19 protein-coding genes and 1 pseudogene are annotated in these 18,330 nt (G+C 71.2%); 7 read left to right on the forward strand and 13 right to left on the reverse strand.

The window, feature by feature from the left end; translation table 11 throughout:
* The first annotated feature begins 12 nt into the window (after nt 1-12).
* Nucleotides 13-717, forward strand: coding sequence for an NUDIX hydrolase (locus tag LZP97_RS09070; protein WP_010595248.1), 705 nt, complete (start codon nt 13-15; stop codon nt 715-717).
* A 138-nt stretch (nt 718-855) separates the two neighbouring features.
* On the opposite strand, the gene LZP97_RS09075 is transcribed toward LZP97_RS09070, so the two are convergent.
* Nucleotides 856-1,239 carry a winged helix-turn-helix transcriptional regulator gene (locus LZP97_RS09075; RefSeq protein WP_010595247.1) on the reverse strand — a complete coding sequence of 128 codons (384 nt, stop codon included), beginning with the start codon at nt 1,237-1,239 and terminating at the stop codon, nt 856-858.
* Nucleotides 1,240-1,321: 82 nt separating this feature from the next.
* On the opposite strand from LZP97_RS09075, the gene LZP97_RS09080 reads away from it, so the two are divergent.
* Nucleotides 1,322-1,732 carry a RidA family protein gene (locus LZP97_RS09080; RefSeq protein WP_017681416.1) on the forward strand — a complete coding sequence of 137 codons (411 nt, stop codon included), beginning with the start codon at nt 1,322-1,324 and terminating at the stop codon, nt 1,730-1,732.
* Between the two features lie 60 nt (nt 1,733-1,792).
* Here LZP97_RS09080 and bsaP read toward each other — a convergent pair whose 3' ends face one another.
* Nucleotides 1,793-1,987, reverse strand: a complete 195-nt coding sequence (bsaP, locus tag LZP97_RS09085) for a biotin synthase auxiliary protein BsaP (protein ID WP_003935826.1) — start codon at nt 1,985-1,987, stop codon at nt 1,793-1,795.
* A gap of 9 nt (nt 1,988-1,996) precedes the next feature.
* Nucleotides 1,997-3,010, reverse strand: coding sequence for a biotin synthase BioB (gene bioB, locus LZP97_RS09090; protein WP_048771145.1), 1,014 nt, complete (start codon nt 3,008-3,010; stop codon nt 1,997-1,999).
* Between the two features lie 127 nt (nt 3,011-3,137).
* On the opposite strand from bioB, the gene LZP97_RS09095 reads away from it, so the two are divergent.
* On the forward strand, nt 3,138-3,800 hold the full coding sequence (locus tag LZP97_RS09095; protein WP_010595244.1) for a TetR/AcrR family transcriptional regulator C-terminal domain-containing protein: 663 nt from the start codon (nt 3,138-3,140) through the stop codon (nt 3,798-3,800).
* 26 nt (nt 3,801-3,826) lie between these two features.
* On the opposite strand, the gene LZP97_RS09100 is transcribed toward LZP97_RS09095, so the two are convergent.
* The 4 genes from LZP97_RS09100 to LZP97_RS09115 are packed head-to-tail and all read right to left on the reverse strand — an operon-like array spanning nt 3,827 to nt 7,646.
* The gene (locus tag LZP97_RS09100; protein ID WP_010595243.1) at nt 3,827-4,573 is read right to left on the reverse strand and encodes a succinate dehydrogenase/fumarate reductase iron-sulfur subunit; all 747 of its coding nucleotides are present in this window, start codon (nt 4,571-4,573) and stop codon (nt 3,827-3,829) included.
* A 2-nt stretch (nt 4,574-4,575) separates the two neighbouring features.
* A complete protein-coding gene (locus LZP97_RS09105; RefSeq protein WP_017681413.1) occupies nt 4,576-6,492 on the reverse strand; it encodes a fumarate reductase/succinate dehydrogenase flavoprotein subunit in 1,917 nt (638 codons plus the stop codon).
* Nucleotides 6,493-6,549: 57 nt separating this feature from the next.
* Nucleotides 6,550-7,365 (reverse strand): hypothetical protein, encoded by an 816-nt coding sequence (locus tag LZP97_RS09110; protein WP_010595241.1) that lies wholly within the window; start codon nt 7,363-7,365, stop codon nt 6,550-6,552.
* Nucleotides 7,362-7,646: a hypothetical protein gene (locus LZP97_RS09115; RefSeq protein ID WP_003935832.1), complete on the reverse strand. Its 285-nt coding sequence runs from the start codon at nt 7,644-7,646 to the stop codon at nt 7,362-7,364. The genes LZP97_RS09110 and LZP97_RS09115 overlap by 4 nt, the downstream gene beginning before the upstream one ends.
* A gap of 269 nt (nt 7,647-7,915) precedes the next feature.
* Between LZP97_RS09115 and LZP97_RS09120 the strand changes: the two genes are divergently transcribed.
* Nucleotides 7,916-8,068, forward strand: coding sequence for a hypothetical protein (locus tag LZP97_RS09120; RefSeq protein ID WP_017681412.1), 153 nt, complete (start codon nt 7,916-7,918; stop codon nt 8,066-8,068).
* Nucleotides 8,069-8,103: 35 nt separating this feature from the next.
* Complete coding sequence (locus LZP97_RS09125; protein ID WP_010595239.1) at nt 8,104-8,532, forward strand: hypothetical protein; 429 nt, start codon at nt 8,104-8,106, stop codon at nt 8,530-8,532.
* Nucleotides 8,533-8,620: 88 nt separating this feature from the next.
* On the opposite strand, the pseudogene LZP97_RS09130 reads toward LZP97_RS09125, so the two are convergent.
* The 6 genes and pseudogenes from LZP97_RS09130 to LZP97_RS09155 form a co-directional block, all read right to left on the reverse strand.
* Nucleotides 8,621-9,086, reverse strand: a pseudogene (locus LZP97_RS09130) (ATP-binding protein).
* 103 nt (nt 9,087-9,189) lie between these two features.
* Nucleotides 9,190-9,579 carry an STAS domain-containing protein gene (locus LZP97_RS09135; RefSeq protein WP_003935836.1) on the reverse strand — a complete coding sequence of 130 codons (390 nt, stop codon included), beginning with the start codon at nt 9,577-9,579 and terminating at the stop codon, nt 9,190-9,192.
* Nucleotides 9,580-9,641: 62 nt separating this feature from the next.
* The gene (locus LZP97_RS09140) at nt 9,642-9,968 is read right to left on the reverse strand and encodes a hypothetical protein (RefSeq protein ID WP_010595237.1); all 327 of its coding nucleotides are present in this window, start codon (nt 9,966-9,968) and stop codon (nt 9,642-9,644) included.
* A gap of 247 nt (nt 9,969-10,215) precedes the next feature.
* The gene (gene bioD, locus LZP97_RS09145; protein WP_017681410.1) at nt 10,216-10,911 is read right to left on the reverse strand and encodes a dethiobiotin synthase; all 696 of its coding nucleotides are present in this window, start codon (nt 10,909-10,911) and stop codon (nt 10,216-10,218) included.
* Entirely contained in the window at nt 10,908-12,047 is a 1,140-nt protein-coding gene (locus tag LZP97_RS09150; RefSeq protein ID WP_017681409.1) for an 8-amino-7-oxononanoate synthase, read from the reverse strand. Before LZP97_RS09150 ends, bioD begins: the two co-directional genes overlap by 4 nt.
* 79 nt (nt 12,048-12,126) lie before the next feature.
* On the reverse strand, nt 12,127-13,407 hold the full coding sequence (locus LZP97_RS09155; RefSeq protein ID WP_017681408.1) for an adenosylmethionine--8-amino-7-oxononanoate transaminase: 1,281 nt from the start codon (nt 13,405-13,407) through the stop codon (nt 12,127-12,129).
* Between the two features lie 103 nt (nt 13,408-13,510).
* On the opposite strand from LZP97_RS09155, the gene glgX reads away from it, so the two are divergent.
* Together glgX and treY are read left to right on the forward strand one after the other, a co-directional pair.
* On the forward strand, nt 13,511-15,820 hold the full coding sequence (gene glgX, locus LZP97_RS09160) for a glycogen debranching protein GlgX (protein WP_010595232.1): 2,310 nt from the start codon (nt 13,511-13,513) through the stop codon (nt 15,818-15,820).
* Entirely contained in the window at nt 15,817-18,177 is a 2,361-nt protein-coding gene (gene treY / locus LZP97_RS09165) for a malto-oligosyltrehalose synthase (protein WP_040272581.1), read from the forward strand. The genes glgX and treY overlap by 4 nt, the downstream gene beginning before the upstream one ends.
* The last annotated feature ends 153 nt before the right edge of the window (nt 18,178-18,330 follow it).

Raw genomic sequence — 18,330 nt, forward strand, 5'->3', positions numbered from 1 at the left:
AGGATCGAAAACATGACACATGGTAGCACCCTTCACGAAGTGCTCATCGTCGTGTTCCAGGTCCGCCGATTCCCGGACACCCACGGGGGCACGAAGACCGAGCTCGGAGTGCTGCTGTGGCAGCGTGCCCTCGACCCGCAGGCGGGCACCTGGTCGCTGCCCGGAGGCCGCCTCCGCGACGACGAGGACCTCACCACCTCCGCGCGCCGCCAGCTGGCCGAGAAGGTCGACGTGCGCGAGGTGGCGCACCTCGAGCAGCTCTCGGTGTTCTCCGATCCGCACCGCGTGCCGGGACCGCGCACGATCGCCTCGACGTACCTCGGGCTGGTGCCGATCACCTCCGATCCCCGGCTACCCGGGGACACCGCCTGGCATCCCGTCTCGGACCTGCCGGCGATGTCCTTCGACCACGGGATCATGGTCGAGAACGCGCGCACCCGCCTGGCCGCCAAGCTGTCGTACACCAACATCGCCTTCGGGCTGGCCCCGGCCGAGTTCGCCATGTCCACGTTGCGCGAGATCTACTGCGCGGCACTCGGATACCAGGTGGACGCCACGAACCTGCAGCGCGTGCTCAAGCGGCGCGACGTCCTGACCCCCACCGGCACCACCGCGCCGTCCGGCCGGGCCGGCGGCCGGCCTCCCGCGCTGTTCCGCTTCACCGAGTCGCGCCTGCGCGTCACCGACGAGTTCGCCGCCCTGCGCCCGCCGGGTTGACCGGTGCCGGCGCCCGGGTGGACCCGGCGGGGCGGGGGTCAGCACCCGGGGGCGATCCGCCCTGGCCCGCCGCACGGCGCCCGGATCGCACCCGGAGTTCGCGCGCACCCCGATTCCGCGAGCCCCGGACGCGGCGCCTCAGGCGAGGTCCGACTCCGCATCGAAGCGCGCGCGGGCGGCGTCGATTTCGGGCAGGTGCGCGTCGGCCCACGCGAGGAGGACGTCGACCGGCGGGCGGAGCGTCTTACCGAGCGGGGTCATCCGGTATTCGACCGCGACCGGGCGGGAACTGAGGAGCGTGCGCTCGACGATGCCGTTGCGTTCGAGTCGACGCAGGGTCGCGGTCAGCGACTTCTGCGTCACGGCGGGGATCGCGCGCCGCAGCTCGTTGAACCGGCTCGGACGCTCGCACAGCTCGTTGCACACCGCCAACGACCACTTGTCGAGGATCTGATCGAGCAGCTCACGATGCGGTGCGGTGACCGTGAGTGCACCGAGGGCGTCCGAGGTGGTATCGCGCACGACACCTAGTCTCGTTGAAGTGACCTTCGGAGACCAAGTATCACTGTGATACCTGTTCGGATCGATGAGCGAGGAGCACCCCATGACCGTTCGATACCTGACCCCCGAAGGCATGACCCAGCCCACCCCGTACCACCACGTCGCCGTCGGCACGGGCACCCGCCATGTCCACGTCGCCGGCCAGATCGCCCGGCTCGCGGACGGCACCCCCGTCTCACCCGGCGATCTGGCGGGACAGGTCGCCCAGGCGTTGCGGAACACCGCAACCGGACTGGCCGGTGCGGGGGCGGGGTTCGGCGACGTCCTGCGGCTGACCTTCTACGTCACGAACTGGGCACCGGAGAAGATCACCGACTTCATGGCGGGCCTCGAACAGGTCGCCGAGGAGATCGGGCTGCCCGTGCCGGTGCCGCCGGCCTCCCTCGTCGGCGTGGACTACCTGTTCGAGCCGGATGTGCTCGTCGAAGTCGAAGCGACCGCCATCCTCGACTGAGCCGGGTCCGGCCGCCGGCGGACGCGCTGCGACCGTGCCCGCCGGCGGCCGGCCCCCGTCTCAGCGACGTTCGGTCAGGCTCGAATCGAGCATCCCGTGCCGTGAGCACCGGGCCCACCAGCCGTCGGGGGCGATCTGCACGATCATCCGCCGTCCGCACTGCTCGCAGAACCGGGGCGGTTCGAGACCGAGCCGGGCCGCGGCCGGGACCGGGGCGCCCTCGTCCACGGGCCGGCCGGTGAACGGATTGAACACACCGGCCTCCTAGAGGGTCTCGCCGAGCGCCTTGATCGGCATCTTCAGCTCGCCGAGCAGGTCGAGGTCGGACTCGGCGGGCCGGCCGAGGGTGGTGAGGTAGTTGCCGACGATGACGGCGTTGATGCCGCCGAGGATGCCCTGCTTGGCGCCGAGGTCGCCGAGGGTGATCTCGCGGCCGCCGGCGAAGCGCAGGATGGTGCGCGGCAGCGCGAGCCGGAAGGCGGCAACGGCCTTGAGCGCCTCCGCCGCCGGCAGGACCTCGAGGTCCCCGAACGGGGTGCCCGGGCGCGGGTTGAGGAAGTTCAGGGGCACCTCGTCGGGTTCGAGGGCGGCCAGGTCGGCGGCGAATTCGGCGCGCTGCTCGAGCGTCTCCCCCATGCCCAGGATGCCGCCGCAGCACACCTCCATCCCGGCCTCACGGACCATCCGCAGCGTCTCCCACCGCTCCTCCCAGGTGTGGGTGGTGACGACCTGGGGGAAGAACGAGCGGGCGGTCTCGAGGTTGTGGTTGTAGCGGTGCACTCCCATCGCGGCGAGCTGGTCGACCTGCTCCCGGGTGAGCATGCCGAGCGAACACGCCACCTGGATGTCGACCTCGTTGCGGATCGCTTCGACACCGGCGGCGACCTGAGCCATCAGACGCGCGTCGGGCCCTCGGACGGCGGCGACGATGCAGAACTCGGTCGCGCCGGTCTTGGCCGTCTGCTTGGCGGCCTCGACGAGGCTGGGGATGTCGAGCCACGCCGAGCGGACCGGGGAGGCGAACAGTCCCGACTGGGAGCAGAAGTGGCAGTCCTCGGGGCAGCCGCCGGTCTTGAGGCTGATGATGCCCTCCACCTCGACCTCGGGGCCGCACCAGGTCATGCGGACCTCGTGGGCCAGGCCGAGCAGGTCCTCGAGCCGGTCGTCGGGCAGCCGCAGCACCTCGAGCACCTGCTCGCGGTCGAGTCCCTCGCCACGCCCCAGGACCTGTTCGCGGGCGAGGGCGAGGATGTCGGCACGGGCGGGGGCCTGGGTCACGGGAGTCTCCTGGAGGATGCGGGTCGCGGCACACTTGAACACCGTTCACTTGAACGACGTTCAGGCTAGGGTGACGGTGGTCTACTGTCAACGCGACGGATGCTCGGGAACCAGACGGGAGCGAACGGTGCAGTTGCGACGCGGCGACGTCCTCGACGGCGCGATGGCGATCCTCGACGAGTACGGGCTCGGCGACCTGACGATGCGGAAGCTCGCCACCTCGCTCGGCGTCCAGCCCGGGGCCCTGTACTGGCACTTCCCGAACAAGCAGACCCTGCTCGGGGCGATGGCCGACCGCATCCTCGACGGCGTCGCGGCCCCGCCCACCGCGTCCACGTGGGACGGCGCCCTCAGCGAACTCGCGCATCGCTTCCGCGCCGCACTGCTCGCGCACCGAGACGGCGCGGAACTCGTCGCCGCGACCTACGCGTCGCGCCTGACCACTGCGCGGGTGCGCGAGGCATTCGTCGCGGCGGGGCTCCGGGCCCGGTTGTCCCGGGCGCACGCCGAGCTCGCCGGATACGCGCTGCTGCACTACGTCCTCGGCCACACCGTCGACGAACAGTCCCGCCTGCAACTCGCCGAACTCGGGGCGCTGACCCGCAAGCCCGTCTCCCCCGACGTCGCCACCGAGACCGCGGCCGGTTCGGACGACGACCTGCTCGACGGGGATCCGGCCGTGCGCTTCGATTTCGGCCTGACCCTGTTCGTCGACGGCATCCGCACCCGGTTGCACGCGGGCGGCGCCGAGGCGCCCGGACCGAATGTCACACCGGTGCGGTTCAACTGAACGCATGTGACATTCGGCCGGACCGGTCAGCGCCGGAACAGCTTGTTTCCGAGCCAGACGATCGGGTCGTAGCGACGGTCGACGACGCGTTCCTTCATCGGGATCAGCGCGTTGTCCGTGATGTGGATGTTCTCCGGGCACACCTCGGTGCAGCACTTGGTGATGTTGCACAGCCCCAGTCCGTGCTCTTCCTGGGCGGCGGTGCGCCGGTCGGCCACGTCGAGCGGATGCATCTCGAGTTCGGCGATCCGCATCAGGTACCGGGGTCCGGCGAACGCCTCCTTGTTCTCCTCGTGGTCGCGCACCACGTGGCAGACGTTCTGGCACAGGAAGCACTCGATGCACTTGCGGAACTCCTGCGACCGCTGCACGTCGATCTGCCGCATCCGGTACTCCCCCGGCGCCAGGTCGGGTGGGGGCGCGAACGCCGGGATCTCCCGGGCCTTGGCGTAGTTGAAGGACACATCGGTGACCAGGTCCCGGATCACCGGGAAGGTGCGCAGCGGGGTCACGGTGACCACCTCGTCCTCCGCGAAGACCGACATCCGGGTCATACACAGCAGCCGCGGACGGCCGTTGACCTCCGCCGAGCAGGACCCGCACTTGCCCGCCTTGCAGTTCCATCGCACCGCCAGGTCGGGAGCCTGGGTGGCCTGCAGCCGGTGGACGATGTCGAGAACGACCTCCCCCTCGTTCACCTCGACGGTGTAGTCGCGCAGTTCGCCGCCCCCGTCGTCGCCGCGCCAGATCCTGAATGCCGCTCGGTAGCCCATGGCTACGGCCTCCGTCCCGGATGTTCCGCGAGTTCGTCGTCGGTGTAGTACTTGGCGAGTTCCTCGACATCGAACAGCGCCAACAGGTCCGGACGCATGGGCACCTGACGTTCGGGCGCGACGGTGACATCCGGGATCGAGCCGTCGCCGTCGTCCGTGCGACACACCAGCAGCGTCCGGCGCCAGTTCGGATCCATCGACGGGTGGTCGTCGCGGGTATGCCCGCCCCGGCTCTCGGTGCGCAGCAACGCCGCCCGGGCCACGCACTCGCTCACGAGCAGCATGTTGCGCAGATCCAGGGCGAGGTGCCAGCCGGGATTGAACTGCCGGTGCCCCTCCACGGCGACGTTGCGGATCCGTGCCCGCAACGCAGCGAGATCGTCGAGGGCGCGGGCGATCTCGTCCGCGCGCCGGATGATGCCCACCAGGTCCTGCATGCACTGCTGCAACCCGGTGTGCAGGGTGTACGGGTTCTCCGCCGTCGCGGGCTCGGCGGGATCGAAGGGCGCCAGCGCCGTACGCGCCGCCGCGACGACGTCCGCGTCCGCGAGGCGTGGACGGTGCCCGAGGCCCTGCACGTAGTCGGCGGCGCCGAGACCGGCGCGCCGGCCGAACACCAGCAGGTCCGACAGGGAGTTGCCGCCGAGCCGGTTCGATCCGTGCATCCCGCCCGAGCACTCGCCGGCGGCGAACAGGCCGGGCACGGACGCGGCCCCGGTCTCGGGATCGACCTCGATCCCGCCCATCACGTAGTGGCAGGTGGGGCCGACCTCCATCGCCTCGGCGGTGATGTCGACGTCGGCGAGTTCCTTGAACTGGTGGTGCATCGACGGCAGCCGCCGGACGATCTCCTCGGCGGGCATGCGTGAGGCGATGTCGAGGAACACCCCGCCGTGCGGGGTGCCACGACCGGCCTTGACCTCGGAATTGATGGCGCGGGCCACCTCGTCGCGCGGCAGCAGGTCCGGGGTGCGGCGATTGTTCTCCTGGTCGGTGTACCAGCGGTCGGCCTCCTCCTCCGTCTCGGCGTACTGACCTTTGAACACCGGCGGAATGTAGGAGAACATGAACCGTTCGTTCTCGGAGTTCTTCAGCACCCCACCGTCACCGCGTACCCCCTCGGTGACGAGGATGCCCTTGACGCTGGGCGGCCACACCATCCCGGTGGGGTGGAACTGGACGAACTCCATGTTGATCAGGGCGGCCCCGGCCCGCAGCGCGAGCGCATGACCGTCGCCGGTGTACTCCCACGAATTCGACGTGACCTTCCAGGACTTGCCGATCCCGCCGGTGGCGAGGACGACGGCGGGGGCCTCGAACAGCACGAACCGGCCGGACTCGCGCCAGTACCCGAACGCACCGGCGATGCGGCCCTCGCCGTCCTTCAGCAGTTCGGTGACGGTGCACTCGGCGAACACCCGCACCCGCGCGTCGTAGTCGCCGGTGGCGGCGTAGTCCTCCTGCTGGAGCGACACGATCTTCTGCTGCATCGTGCGGATCAGCTCGAGCCCGGTACGGTCGCCGACGTGCGCGAGCCGGGGGTAGGTGTGACCGCCGAAGTTGCGCTGGCTGATCCGGCCGTCGGGGGTGCGGTCGAACAACGCACCGTAGGTCTCGAGTTCCCACACCCGGTCGGGGGCCTCGCGCGCATGCAACTCGGCCATGCGCCAGTTGTTGAGGAACTTCCCTCCGCGCATGGTGTCCTGGAAGTGCACCTGCCACGAGTCGTGCGGGTTGGCGTTGCCCATCGCGGCGGCGCACCCGCCTTCCGCCATGACGGTGTGTGCCTTGCCGAACAGCGACTTGCACACGACTGCGACCCGCAGTCCGCGCTGACGCGCCTCGATGACGGCACGCAGCCCCGCCCCGCCCGCGCCGATGACCACCACGTCGTAGCTGTGCCGTTCGACGTCCGCCATCCAGTCCTCCTCTGCTGCCGAACCGCCCGCGGCAGGCGCCCGGGCCGGCGTCGTGGCTCAGCCGACGAACCGCAGGTCCGAAACCGTGCCGCTCGCCACGAGCATGATGTAGAAATCCGTGATCATCAGGGTGCCCAGCGTGGTCCACGCCAGCTGCATGTGCCGGGTGTTGAGCCTGGAAACGAACGTCCAGACCCGGTAGCGCAGCGGGTGTTTCGAGAAGTGTTTGAGCCGGCCGCCGGTGACGTGCCGGCACGAGTGGCACGAGACGGTGTATGCCCACAGCAGCACGACGTTCACCACCAGGACGATGTTGCCGAGCCCGAACCCGAACCCGCCCCCGGCACCGTGGAACGCGAGGATCGCGTCGTAGGTGTTGATCGCCGAGATGACGAGCGCGACGTAGAAGAAGTAGCGGTGCGAGTTCTGGATCAGCAGCGGCAACCGCGTCTCCCCCGTGTACCGGGCGTGCGGCTCGGCGACGGCGCAGGCCGGCGGCGCCAGCCAGATCGAGCGGTAGTAGGCCTTGCGGTAGTAGTAGCACGTCAGCCGGAACCCGAGCAGGAACGGCAGCGACAGGAACGCCAGGGGGATCCACATGGGCAGTTCACCCACCCACGTGCCGAAGTGCCGGGCACCGGGCACGCACGACGCGCTGACGCACGGGGAGTAGAACGGCGTGAGGTAGTGGTACTCCTCCACCCAGTACGCGGTGCGCACGAACGACCGGATCGTCGCGTAGACGACGAAGACGGCCAGTCCGAGTGTGGTGAGCAGGGGCGGCTGCCACCACCGGTCGGTGCGTAGCGTGCGCGCCGCGATCCGGGCCCGCGTCGCGGAGCGCACGCCGGTGCCTGCCGCGGGCGCGCTCACCGCGAGCCGTGCAGGCCGCCGAGCCCCTCGTCGTCGCAGTCGACGCCGCGGAAGATCTCGTCGTACGGGGTGTCGGGGATCGGGATCCGCTCGCCGACCGGCCGGGACGCCTCCCGCGGCGGGGAGGCCGCCAGGTCCTGCGCGTCGATGTCGAGCCGGTCCACGTCGTTGACCAGACGACGTACGGCGGCGGCGTCGCCGTACCGCGACCGGAGCGAGGTCAGGCAGTGCCGCAGGTGACCGATGGTGCGGTGCAGTTCCTGCATTTCGGTGGTGGACATTCGTACCTCCGAGAGGTCGGTCGGCACGTCGACACCTGCCGACTCTGTGTGACAGCTATCACAGTACGACATTCGCGCGGCCTCGCAGGCGAATCCGGGTATCGACGCGCACGGGCCGTGACCGAACGGGATGCCGAGCCGGATCCGGACAGAACGGACCAGGAAATGTGAAATCTCTGCTACAGGTTTCGAAAACCTGTGCTCCGGGAAGACTTGGATGCCACTGTGAAAGCAGCACGCGCTGAAGAGAGTTAGGACAGAGAAACGTCATGCAGACCACCTTGTTCGCCTCCGCCGCCTCCCGCCGCGCCTCGGCCACTGCCGGCTCGGCCATGAGCACCGAGGAGATCAAGCGCCGTATCGAGGCGATGTTCGCCGAACCACGCACCGACGAGCAGTCGGCGGGCACCGGGCGCGCATGAGGTCGAGGACGTCGATGCGGAAAGCAGGGGATCAGATGACTTCAGGATCGATCGAGGGGGGATCGGCCGGCGAACTGCTGATCGTCGGCGACTGCTCCCGGGTGCTCGACGGCGCCCGTGGGGCCGAGTTGCGGACGTGGGCACGTGAGCACGGATTCGGACTCACCGATACCTTCGCCGGAGGCCGGGTGGTGTGCGCGATCGTCGCCGAGGAGGTGCTCGACGGCGCGTGCTCCGCGGCCGAGGCGATGACGATGCAGTCCGTGCGCGCCGCAGGCGTTCCGTGCGTCTGCGTGCACGACGCCCCCGCACGGATCCTCGAGGCACTCGCCGAGCACGACCTGCCGGTCGGTGCGGGGACCTCGCCGGCCCGGGACGTCCCGGTCCCCCTCGGGACCGTATGCACCTCGGTGTTCGCCTCGGGCGGCGACGCCGCCCTTCGCCGACACCCGCAGCCTGCCTGACTTCTCCCGGAGTGCATTCCGGCCCCGGCGCGCGAAGCGCCGGGGCCGGAATCCGTTCGTGGGCAGCGTGCCGCCCGGGCGACTCGCGTCAGCCGGTGGCCGCCGAGGTCTCCCCCGGCAACTGCCAGCGCATCGCCACCTGTGTGCCGTCGGGGTTGACGGCCAGGTCGGTATCCGAGGCCAGATTCCGGATCAGCGCCAGGCCGTGCCCCCGGGAGCTATCGGCCGCCGGCGTGGCCGAACCCCGCCAGTGCCCGTGGTCGGTGACGACGACCTCCACACACCGGCACACACCGGTCCTGCGGCGAGTACTTCGCTTCGAGGTCGACCGTGCCGTCACCGTCATCCGCGGTGTACGCGTGCTCGACGGCGTTCGCGAGCGCCTCGTAGCTGGCCAGCAGCACGTCCTGGCCGCCGACCTCGGCGAGCCGCAAGCCGCTGAGCCAGCGGTCGAGCGCCTGCCGCAGCATCGTCACCTGCGAGGCCTCGGCCCGTACGCCGCGGAAGTACAGTCCCGTCGTCAGAAAGGCCGGTGCTACGCCTCGCGCCTGCATCCTCGTTCCCTCGTCGTCGACGGGTCCCCGCCGGATTTCCACCCCGGACACACCGGTCCGGTCGAGCCGGCGCGACCCGACCGACTCGTGCCTCCGCGGCGGTTCATGCCTCCGTGCCGGCCTTGTCGGCCTGCAGAGCGGCCAGCGCCTCGTCCAGGCGGCTGTGGATCGGGAACACCTCGTCCAGGCCGAGCAGCGACAGCGGCCGGGCGGTGGCCGAACCCTGCGCGACGACGGCGTAGGGGGTCGTGCCGGCGGTCTTCTTCGACAGGTCGACCAGCACGGCGATGCCGACCGACGCGAGGAAGTTGACTGCACCGAGGTCCACGATCAGGCCCCGGCACTTGTCGTTGCCGAGGGTGGCGACAGCTTCCTCCTCGAGCTGCGGGGCGCTGACCAGATCCACGTCACCGGCCACCGACAGCACCGCGATGTCGCCGCTCCACGCCTGGGAAACGGCCATGATCGGCTGTTCGGAAGTCGCTTCGTTCATCTGTCCATCATGCAAGACACTGTCCTCCTGTGCGATAGCGGGTCCGATCCCGGGGGTCGGAGTCAACGGGGTATACCTGCGGTGAGCAGGGCGATGTCGTCCTGCGCCCGTGCAAGAATCGATTCCGAAAGTTCGGCGACGAGGCGGGCGTCGGCCACCGGGCGGTCGGAGAGGATCGGTGCGGCGCACGAGCCGGGAGCGCGGCGGATCTGCCGCGCCCCGCCCAGCCCGTGGGCGGCCTCGAGCCGGATGCGGTCGGCGTCGACGATCGGCACCGGCGCCCCGAACCAGGACGCGGCGATCCGGCCGAACGGGCCGTCGAGAATGTGGGAGTGCGAGACCGCCCGCCTGCGGGCCGTCTCGCACTGCTGGTGATCGAGCACCCTCATCGCTTGCGCTGTCTCCTACACCGACTTCCGGTCTGCCTCGGTCGGGGATACGCAGCGGTCGACGCCGGACGCGGCGAACACTGCGTAGCACTGACGTAGGGACGCGTCGTCGGGACGCGTCCTCACTGGCACTACGGCTGGTGTCTCAACCGCACCGGATACCCTACCCGAACTCGTCGTCCTCGCACATTCGTTCACCTGCGGGAAGCGTGGCGGTGCGCCCGGCCGGGCGCCGCGGGGACAGGTGTCAGGGCCGAACCGGCAGGCCGAGCCGGTCGGCAGGCAGCCAGCGGGCGGCCTGGTCGGCGAAGGACACCGCGTCGAGGGCGCCGCTGCCCGCCGGGAGGCGCCCGAGGAGGGGCACACCGGTGACCCCGGGCAGATCCTGCAGATTGCACCGCTCGGCCAGACCCGGGTGCTCCGGCCACGCACCGATCACCACGCCCGCGCACTCGACCCCGCCGGCCCGCAACGCGGCGACGGTCAGTGCGCTGTGGTTCAGGGTCCCCAGGGCGGGGGCTGCCACCACCACGGCCGGGGCGCTCACCGCGGCGGCGACGTCGACGAGGGTGAATCCGTCCTCGCCCAGCCGGACGAGCAGCCCACCGGCGCCCTCGACGAGCACCAGGTCGTGCGCGCCGGCGAGCTCGCGTACGGCGGCGACGACGACGGGCAGGTGCAGCAGGGGCCGGCCGCTGCGGCGCGCCGCGGTGTCCGGCGCCAGGGGCTCCGGGTAGCGGGCCAGTTCCACGGTGTGCACGCGTCCCCCGGTGAGCCGGGCGATCTCGGCGAGGTCGCCGGGAGCCTCGTCGGCCACCCCGGTCTGTGCCGGTTTGCATACGGCGACCCGCAGCCCCGCCGCCACCGCCACGGCGGCGTAGGCCGCCGTGACGACGGTCTTGCCCACGTCGGTGGACGTGCCGGTCACACACAGGACCGTCATGACCGTGCCCCGGACAGCACATCGGTGAGGACGTCGTCGATGTGGGCGAGTTCGTCGGCGTCCAGGTTCGCGCGGGCCGTCAGCCGCAGCCGGGACGTGCCCTCGGGAACGGACGGCGGCCGGAAGCATCCGACGTGGACCCCCCGGCTGCGGCACGCCTGCGCGGCGTCGAACGCGACCTGCGGGTCCCCGAGCACCACCGACACCACCGCCGACGTGGGGGCGGCGACCCCGGCGATCCGGGCCAGGTCGGCGGCCCGCTCGAGCACGGCTCGGGCCCGGTGCGGCTCGTCACGCAACACGCGCAGCGCACCACGGGCGGCGCCGACGGCGGCGGGCGCGAGACCGGTGTCGAAGATGAAGGTGCGGGCGGCATCGATCAGGTGGGCCCGGACGCGGGCGTCGGCGAGCACCACGCCGCCCTGCGACGCGAGGGACTTCGAGAGCGTGGCAGTGACCACGACGTCCGGCTCACCGGCGAGACCCGCCTCGTGGACGAGTCCGCGACCGCCCCCGCCCCGGACCCCCACCCCGTGGGCCTCGTCGACGAGCAGCAGCGCGTCGTGTGCCCGGCACGCCGCATGCAGTTGCTGCAGCGGCGCGAGGTCCCCGTCGGCGCTGAAGACGGAGTCGGTGAGCACGAGGGCACGCCGCTCGGTGCGGGTCGCGAGCGCCGTCCGCACGAAGTCGACGTCGGCGTGCGGGGCGATCTGCACCCGTGCGCGGGAGAGCCGGCACGCGTCGACCAGGGACGCGTGGCAGCCCGCGTCGGAGACGATCAGGGTGTCGCGGTCGGCGAGGGCGGTGACGGCGCCGAGGTTGGCGGCGTACCCGCTGGCGAACACGAGACCGGACTCGGCGCCGGTGAACTCCGCGAGTTCACGCTCGAGCAGTTCGTGCTCGCTCGTGGTGCCGGTGACGAGGCGGGACCCGGTGGCGCCACCGCCCCAGCGGCGCAGCGCGGCGGTCGCGGCGGCGAGGACCTCGGGGTGCCGGACGAGACCGAGGTAGTCGTTGGAGGCGAGGTCGACGATGCCCGGCGCCGGGGTGCGCGGATGCAGGGTGCGGCGCAGGCCCGCCGCGCGCCGGGCGTCGGCGACGTCGTCGAGCCAATCCAGGCTGGCGAAGGCGGTCATGCCCGCAGACCATACCTGAACACCGTTCAAGTCGGAATGCGGGCGGCGTGCCCGGCTCGTCCGGCACCCCACGGCGGGGTCAGGTCCGGGCGGCGGCGCACATCCCCGCGGCGATCATCCGCACGTCGTCGGCCGTGCAGATGTACGGCGGCATCGCGTAGATCAGGTTGCGGAACGGACGCAGCCACACGCCGGACGCGACGGCGGCCGCCGTCGCGGCGCGCATGTCCACGGGCCGGTCCAGTTCGAGCACGCCGATGCCGCCGAGCACCCGCGCGTCCACCACGCCCGGCAGCTCCCGCGCCGGCGCCAGACCCGCTTCGAGGCCGGCGCCGAGCGCGGCGACCTCGCCGCGCCAGTCGCGCGAGAGCAGCAGCTCCACGGCAGCGACGGCCACCGCGCACGCGAGCGGATTGCCCATGAACGTCGGGCCGTGCATGATGCCGCCGCCCTCGCCCGCGCTGACCGCCTCGGCGACGGCCGACGTGCACAGCACCGCCGCCAGCGTCAGATATCCGCCGGTCAGCGCCTTGCCCACGCACATGACGTCCGGCGCGACGGCCGCGTGATCGGCGGCGAACAGCTCCCCGGTGCGACCGAACCCGGTGGCGATCTCGTCGAAGATCAACAGCAGGCCATGGGTGTCGCACATCCGGCGCAGCTCGGTCAGGTAGCGGGGGTCGTGGAAGCGCATGCCACCCGCGCCCTGGACCACCGGCTCGACGATCACGGCGGCCAGCTCGTCCGTGTGGGCCTCGAGCGTGGCCTCGAACTCGGCGACGTACGCCGGGTCGAACTCGCGCGGCGGCGCCGGCGCGAACACCTGCCGCTGCAGTACGCCGGTCCACATCGAGTGCATGCCGCCGTCGGGGTCGCACACGCTCATCGGCGCGAACGTGTCACCGTGGTAGCCGCCCCGCCAGGTCATGAGCCGGTGCCGTCCCGGCCGGCCCACCGCGCGCTGGTACTGCAGGGCGAGCTTGACCGCGACCTCCACCGACACCGACCCGGAATCGGCGAGGAAGACCTTGTCCAGGCCGTCGGGGGTGATCCGCACGAGCAGCTCCGCGAGCCGCGCGGCCGGCTCGTGGGTGAGCCCGCCGAACATCACGTGGCTCATCCGCCCCAGTTGGCGCGTGACCGCCGCGTCGAGGGCGGGGTGGCGGTATCCGTGCACGGCGGCCCACCACGAGCTCATGCCGTCGACGAGTTCCCGGCCGTCGGCCAGCCGCAGCCGGGTGCCGTGGGCCTCGTCGACCACGAGCGGCACGGTCGATGCGGGAACGGCCCCGTAGGGATGCCACAGGTGCGCCGCGTCGAGCGTGGCGACCTCGTCGGGATTCAGGCGGCGAACGGTCACGGGGTCCGACTGTAGGCGTCCGCGCCGCGCGGCCGGTCGGCACCTGCGCCGGACCGGCTCACTCGGTCCGTACACGACCGAGGATCCCGCTAGGGTTGCCGTCATGGAACCCACCGAGCCGAGCACGTCCACCGAGGCCCTCCCGGCCGAGATCCCGGTGTGGCCGGGGAACGCCTATCCGCTCGGCGCGACCTACGACGGGGCGGGGACGAACTTCGCCCTCTTCTCCGAGGTCGCCGAGAAGGTCGAACTGTGCCTGATCGCCAAGGACGGCACCGAGACCCGCGTGCCGATCGAGGAGGTCGACGGCAACGTCTGGCACGTCTACCTCCCCACGGTGACCCCCGGCCAACGCTACGGCTACCGCGTCCACGGCCCCTACGATCCGGGGCAGGGTCTGCGCTGCGATCCGAGCAAGTTGCTGCTCGACCCGTACGGCAAGGCCTTCGACGGCGCGTTCGACGGCGATGCGTCGCTGTTCTCGTACGCCATGACGGGGTCCGAGGCCGAGGAGGCCCCGTCGGAACCGGAGCAGTCGGACGCGGCCGCGGAGGACGCCTCCGGTGCGGACGCTCCAGGTGCGGCCACCGCGGAGTCGGGCGACGAGAACGACACGCCGGCCGAGTCCGCCACCGAGCCCAAAGAACCGTCGAATCCCGATTTCCCCCAATTGGATTCGCTCGGACACACGATGACGACCGTGGTGATCAACCCGTTCTTCGACTGGGTCTCCGATCGGCATCCGCGCCGGCCCTACTACGAGACCGTCATCTACGAGGCCCACGTGAAGGGCATGACCGCGACCCATCCGGGCGTGCCGGAGCAGTTGCGCGGCACCTACGCGGGGCTGGCCCACCCGGTGATCATCGAGCACCTGCAGAGTCTCGGGGTCACCGCGATCGAACTGATGCCCGTGCACCAGTTCATGCAGGATCAGGTGCTGCTGGACCGGGGCCTGCGGAACTACTGGGGCTACAACACCTTCGGCTTCCTGGCTCCGCACCTGGACTACTCGTCGGCCAGCAACCCGAGCGGCGTCGTCGCCGAGTTCAAGGCGATGGTGCGCGCCTACCACGAGGCGGGCATCGAGGTGATCCTCGACGTGGTGTACAACCACACCGCGGAGGGCAACCACATGGGGCCGACGATCTGTTTCCGCGGCATCGACAACGCCGCCTACTACCGGCTGGTCGACGACGACAAGTCCTACTACATGGACTACACCGGCACCGGCAACAGCCTCAACGCCCGCCATCCGCACACCCTGCAGCTGATCATGGATTCGCTGCGCTACTGGGTGACCGAGATGCACGTCGACGGATTCCGCTTCGACCTGGCCTCCACCCTGGCCCGCGAGCTGCACGACGTGGACCGGCTGTCCGCGTTCTTCGACCTCGTGCAGCAGGATCCGATCGTCTCGCAGGTCAAGCTGATCGCCGAGCCGTGGGACGTCGGTGAGGGCGGCTACCAGGTGGGCAACTTCCCCGGCCTGTGGACCGAGTGGAACGGCAAGTACCGCGACACGGTCCGGGACTACTGGCGCGGGGAACCGGCCACGCTCGGCGAGTTCGCCTCCCGGCTCACCGGCTCGTCGGACCTGTACGAGGCCACCGGCCGCCGGCCGAGCGCGTCGATCAACTTCGTCACCGCCCACGACGGCTTCACCCTCGCCGACCTGGTCTCCTACAACGAGAAGCACAACGACGCCAACGGCGAGAACAACATGGACGGCGAGTCACACAACCGCTCGTGGAACTGCGGCGTGGAGGGCCCGACCGACGACGCGGACGTGCTCGCGCTGCGGCAGCGGCAGAGCCGCAACATCCTGGCCACGCTGATGCTGTCCCAGGGCACCCCCATGCTCGCGCACGGCGACGAGTTCGGGCGCACGCAGCAGGGCAACAACAACGTCTACTGCCAGGACAACGAGTTGTCCTGGATGGACTGGTCGCTCGCGGAGACGAACGCGGACCTGCTCGAGTTCACCCGCAACGTGATCGCGCTGCGCCGGTCGCACCCGGTGTTCCGGCGACGGCGGTTCTTCGAGGGCCGCCCGATCCGCAGCGGCGAGCAGTCCCGTGACATCGCCTGGCGCACCCCGGCGGGCGAGGAGATGACGCCGGAGGACTGGGACAGCGGGTTCGGCAAGTCGCTGTCGGTGTTCCTCAACGGCGAGGGCATCCACGAGCCGAACCAGCGCGGCGAACGGGTCGTCGACGATTCGTTCCTGCTGTGCTTCAACGCGCACGACGAGCCGATCGATTTCGTCACCCCCGACGGTCCGCACGCCGAGGAATGGTCGGTGGCGCTGGACACGGACGTGCCGGACGGGCTGCGCGAGCAGGTGGTGACCGCCGGGGAGTCGGTGCGGGTGCAGGCCCGTTCGCTGCTGGTGATGCGGAGGACCGCATGAGCCCGCGCCCGGTGTCGTCGACGTATCGGCTGCAGCTCACCGGCGACGGGACGACCTTCGCGGACGCGATCGCGCTCGTGGACTACCTCGACGCGCTCGGCGTCTCCCACGTGTACCTGTCCCCCGTGCTCAGCGCCGCGGCCGGCTCGACCCACGGGTACGACGTGGTGGATCCGACGACGGTGTCGGCGGCGCTCGGCGGCCGCGAGGGTCTCGCGGCCCTGGCCCGCGAGGTCCGCTCCCGCGGGATGGGTCTGCTGATCGACATCGTCCCCAACCACGTCGGCGTCGGCGATCCGCGGGAGAACCCGTGGTGGTGGGACGTGCTGCGGCACGGCCGCACCTCGCCGTACGCGACGTACTTCGACGTCGACTGGGACGCGGACAACGGCTGCGACGGCCGGATCGCCCTGCCCGTACTGGGGTCGGCGACCGACGTCGAGGATCTGACCGTGGACCGTACCGGTGACGAGCCGACGCTGGCCTACTACGAGCGGCGCTTCCCGATCGCCCCGGGCACCGACGCGGGAACCGGAGCGGAGGTGCATGCGCGGCAGGCGTACCGGCTGGTGCCGTGGGACAGCGGCCTGATCGGATACCGCCGGTTCTTCACCGTCGACGATCTCGCCGCGGTGCGGGTGGAGGATCCGGCGGTGTTCGACGCGGTGCACGCCCAGGTGGCGTCGTGGATGGACGACGACCTCACCGACGGCGTCCGCGTGGACCATCCGGACGGACTGGCGGACCCGACCGGCTACCTGCAGCGGTTGCGCGAGCTCGTCGGCCCGGACCGCTGGCTGGTCGTCGAGAAGATCCTCGGCGACGGCGAACCGCTCGACCCGACCCTGCCGGTCGACGGCACCACCGGCTACGACGCGCTCGGCGAGGTCGGTGCGGTGTTCCTCGATCCGCGCGGTGAGAAGGACCTCGACGCGCTCTCGCGTGACCGCACCGGCGCGCCCGGCGACGCGCAGTGGCTGCACGCGCAGGAGAGACAGCTCAAGAGCACGGTGCTGCAGGCGGGTCTGGCACCGGAGGTGCGCCGGCTGGTGCGGGCGGTCCGCCGGGACGCCGCCGATGCGACCTGTCCGGACGAGCACCTGCGCGACGCGGTGATCGCGGTGGTGGCGGAGCTGCCCGTGTACCGGTCCGACTACGCGCCCCTGGCCGGGATGCTGCCCCGCATCCTGGGTGAGTGCGCCCGCGCCGAACCCGCGCTCGAACCCGCGCTCGAGGTGCTGTCGCGGGCCCTGGCCCGGGGCGCAGAGGCGGCGGCCCGGTTCGGGCAGGTGTGCGGCGCCGCGACCGCCAAGGCGGTCGAGGACTGCCTGTTCTACCGCGCGGCGCGGCTGGTCTCCCTCCAGGAGGTCGGCGGCCACCCGGGCCGGTTCGGGCTGCCCGTCGCCGAATTCCACCTCGCCTGGTCGGAACGGGCGCGGTGGTGGCCGCGTGCGATGACGTCGCTGTCCACCCACGACACCAAGCGCGGCGAGGACGTCCGCGCCCGTATCGGGGTGCTCTCGCAGGTGCCGCAACTGTGGGCGGCGTGCCTGTCCGAATGGGAATCCGTCACACCGCCCCCGGACGCCGCCTCGGGACTGTTCTTGTGGCAGAACATCTTCGGGGCCTGGCCGCGTGACGGTCGAGTGACGGAGGAGCTGCGGTCCCGGCTGCACGAGTACGCCCGGAAAGCCCTGCGGGAGAACGGCGTGCGCACCACCTGGACGGAGGTGGACGAGGAGTTCGAGGGCGCGGTGGCGGCCTGGCTCGACGCGGTGTGCGACGGGCCTGTCGGCGCGTCGCTGACCGAGTTCGTCGCGTCGCTGGCCCCGCATTTCTCCGCGGACTCGCTCGGGCAGAAGCTGCTGCAGCTGCTCGGACCCGGCATCCCCGACGTGTACCAGGGCACCGAGTTGTGGGAGGACTCGCTCGTGGACCCGGACAACCGGCGGCCGGTGGACTTCGCCGCGAGGCGCCGGCTGCTCGAGCAGGACCCGCCGCCGGCCGTGGACGACGCCGGTACCGCGAAGCTCGCGGTCGTGCGGTCGGCGCTGCGGCTGCGCCGCGAACGGCCGGCGAGCTTCGTCGGTGGCGCCTACGTCCCGCTGTCCGCGTCGGGTCCGGCCGCCGCTCACCTCATCGGGTTCGGGCGCGGCCCGGCGGCCGACGACGTCGACGTGGTGGCGCTCGCCTCGCGGCACACGGTCACCCTGGAGGAGACCGGATGGGGCGACACGACGCTCGACCTGCCGCCGGGCCGCTGGGTGGACCGGCTCACCGGGCGGCGGCTGTCGGCAACGGTGTCGCCGGCGGAGGTGTTCGCGGACCTTCCCGTAGCCGTGCTGGCCCGCGACTAGGACTGCGCCCGGGGGTGGACAACCCCTCCCGGCGACGCCGGGAGGGGTTGTCCGGATGCTCGATGATGCGGCGAAGGTCCGGTGGTGCGGGCGGCCCCGCGGACAGTGGGTGTGGACCCGGGACCGCCCCGCCGACGACCGACCGGATGAGGT

It is taken from the genome of Rhodococcus sp. DMF-1 (assembly GCF_021441945.1).
Taxonomy (GTDB): Bacteria; Actinomycetota; Actinomycetes; order Mycobacteriales; family Mycobacteriaceae; genus Rhodococcus; species Rhodococcus ruber.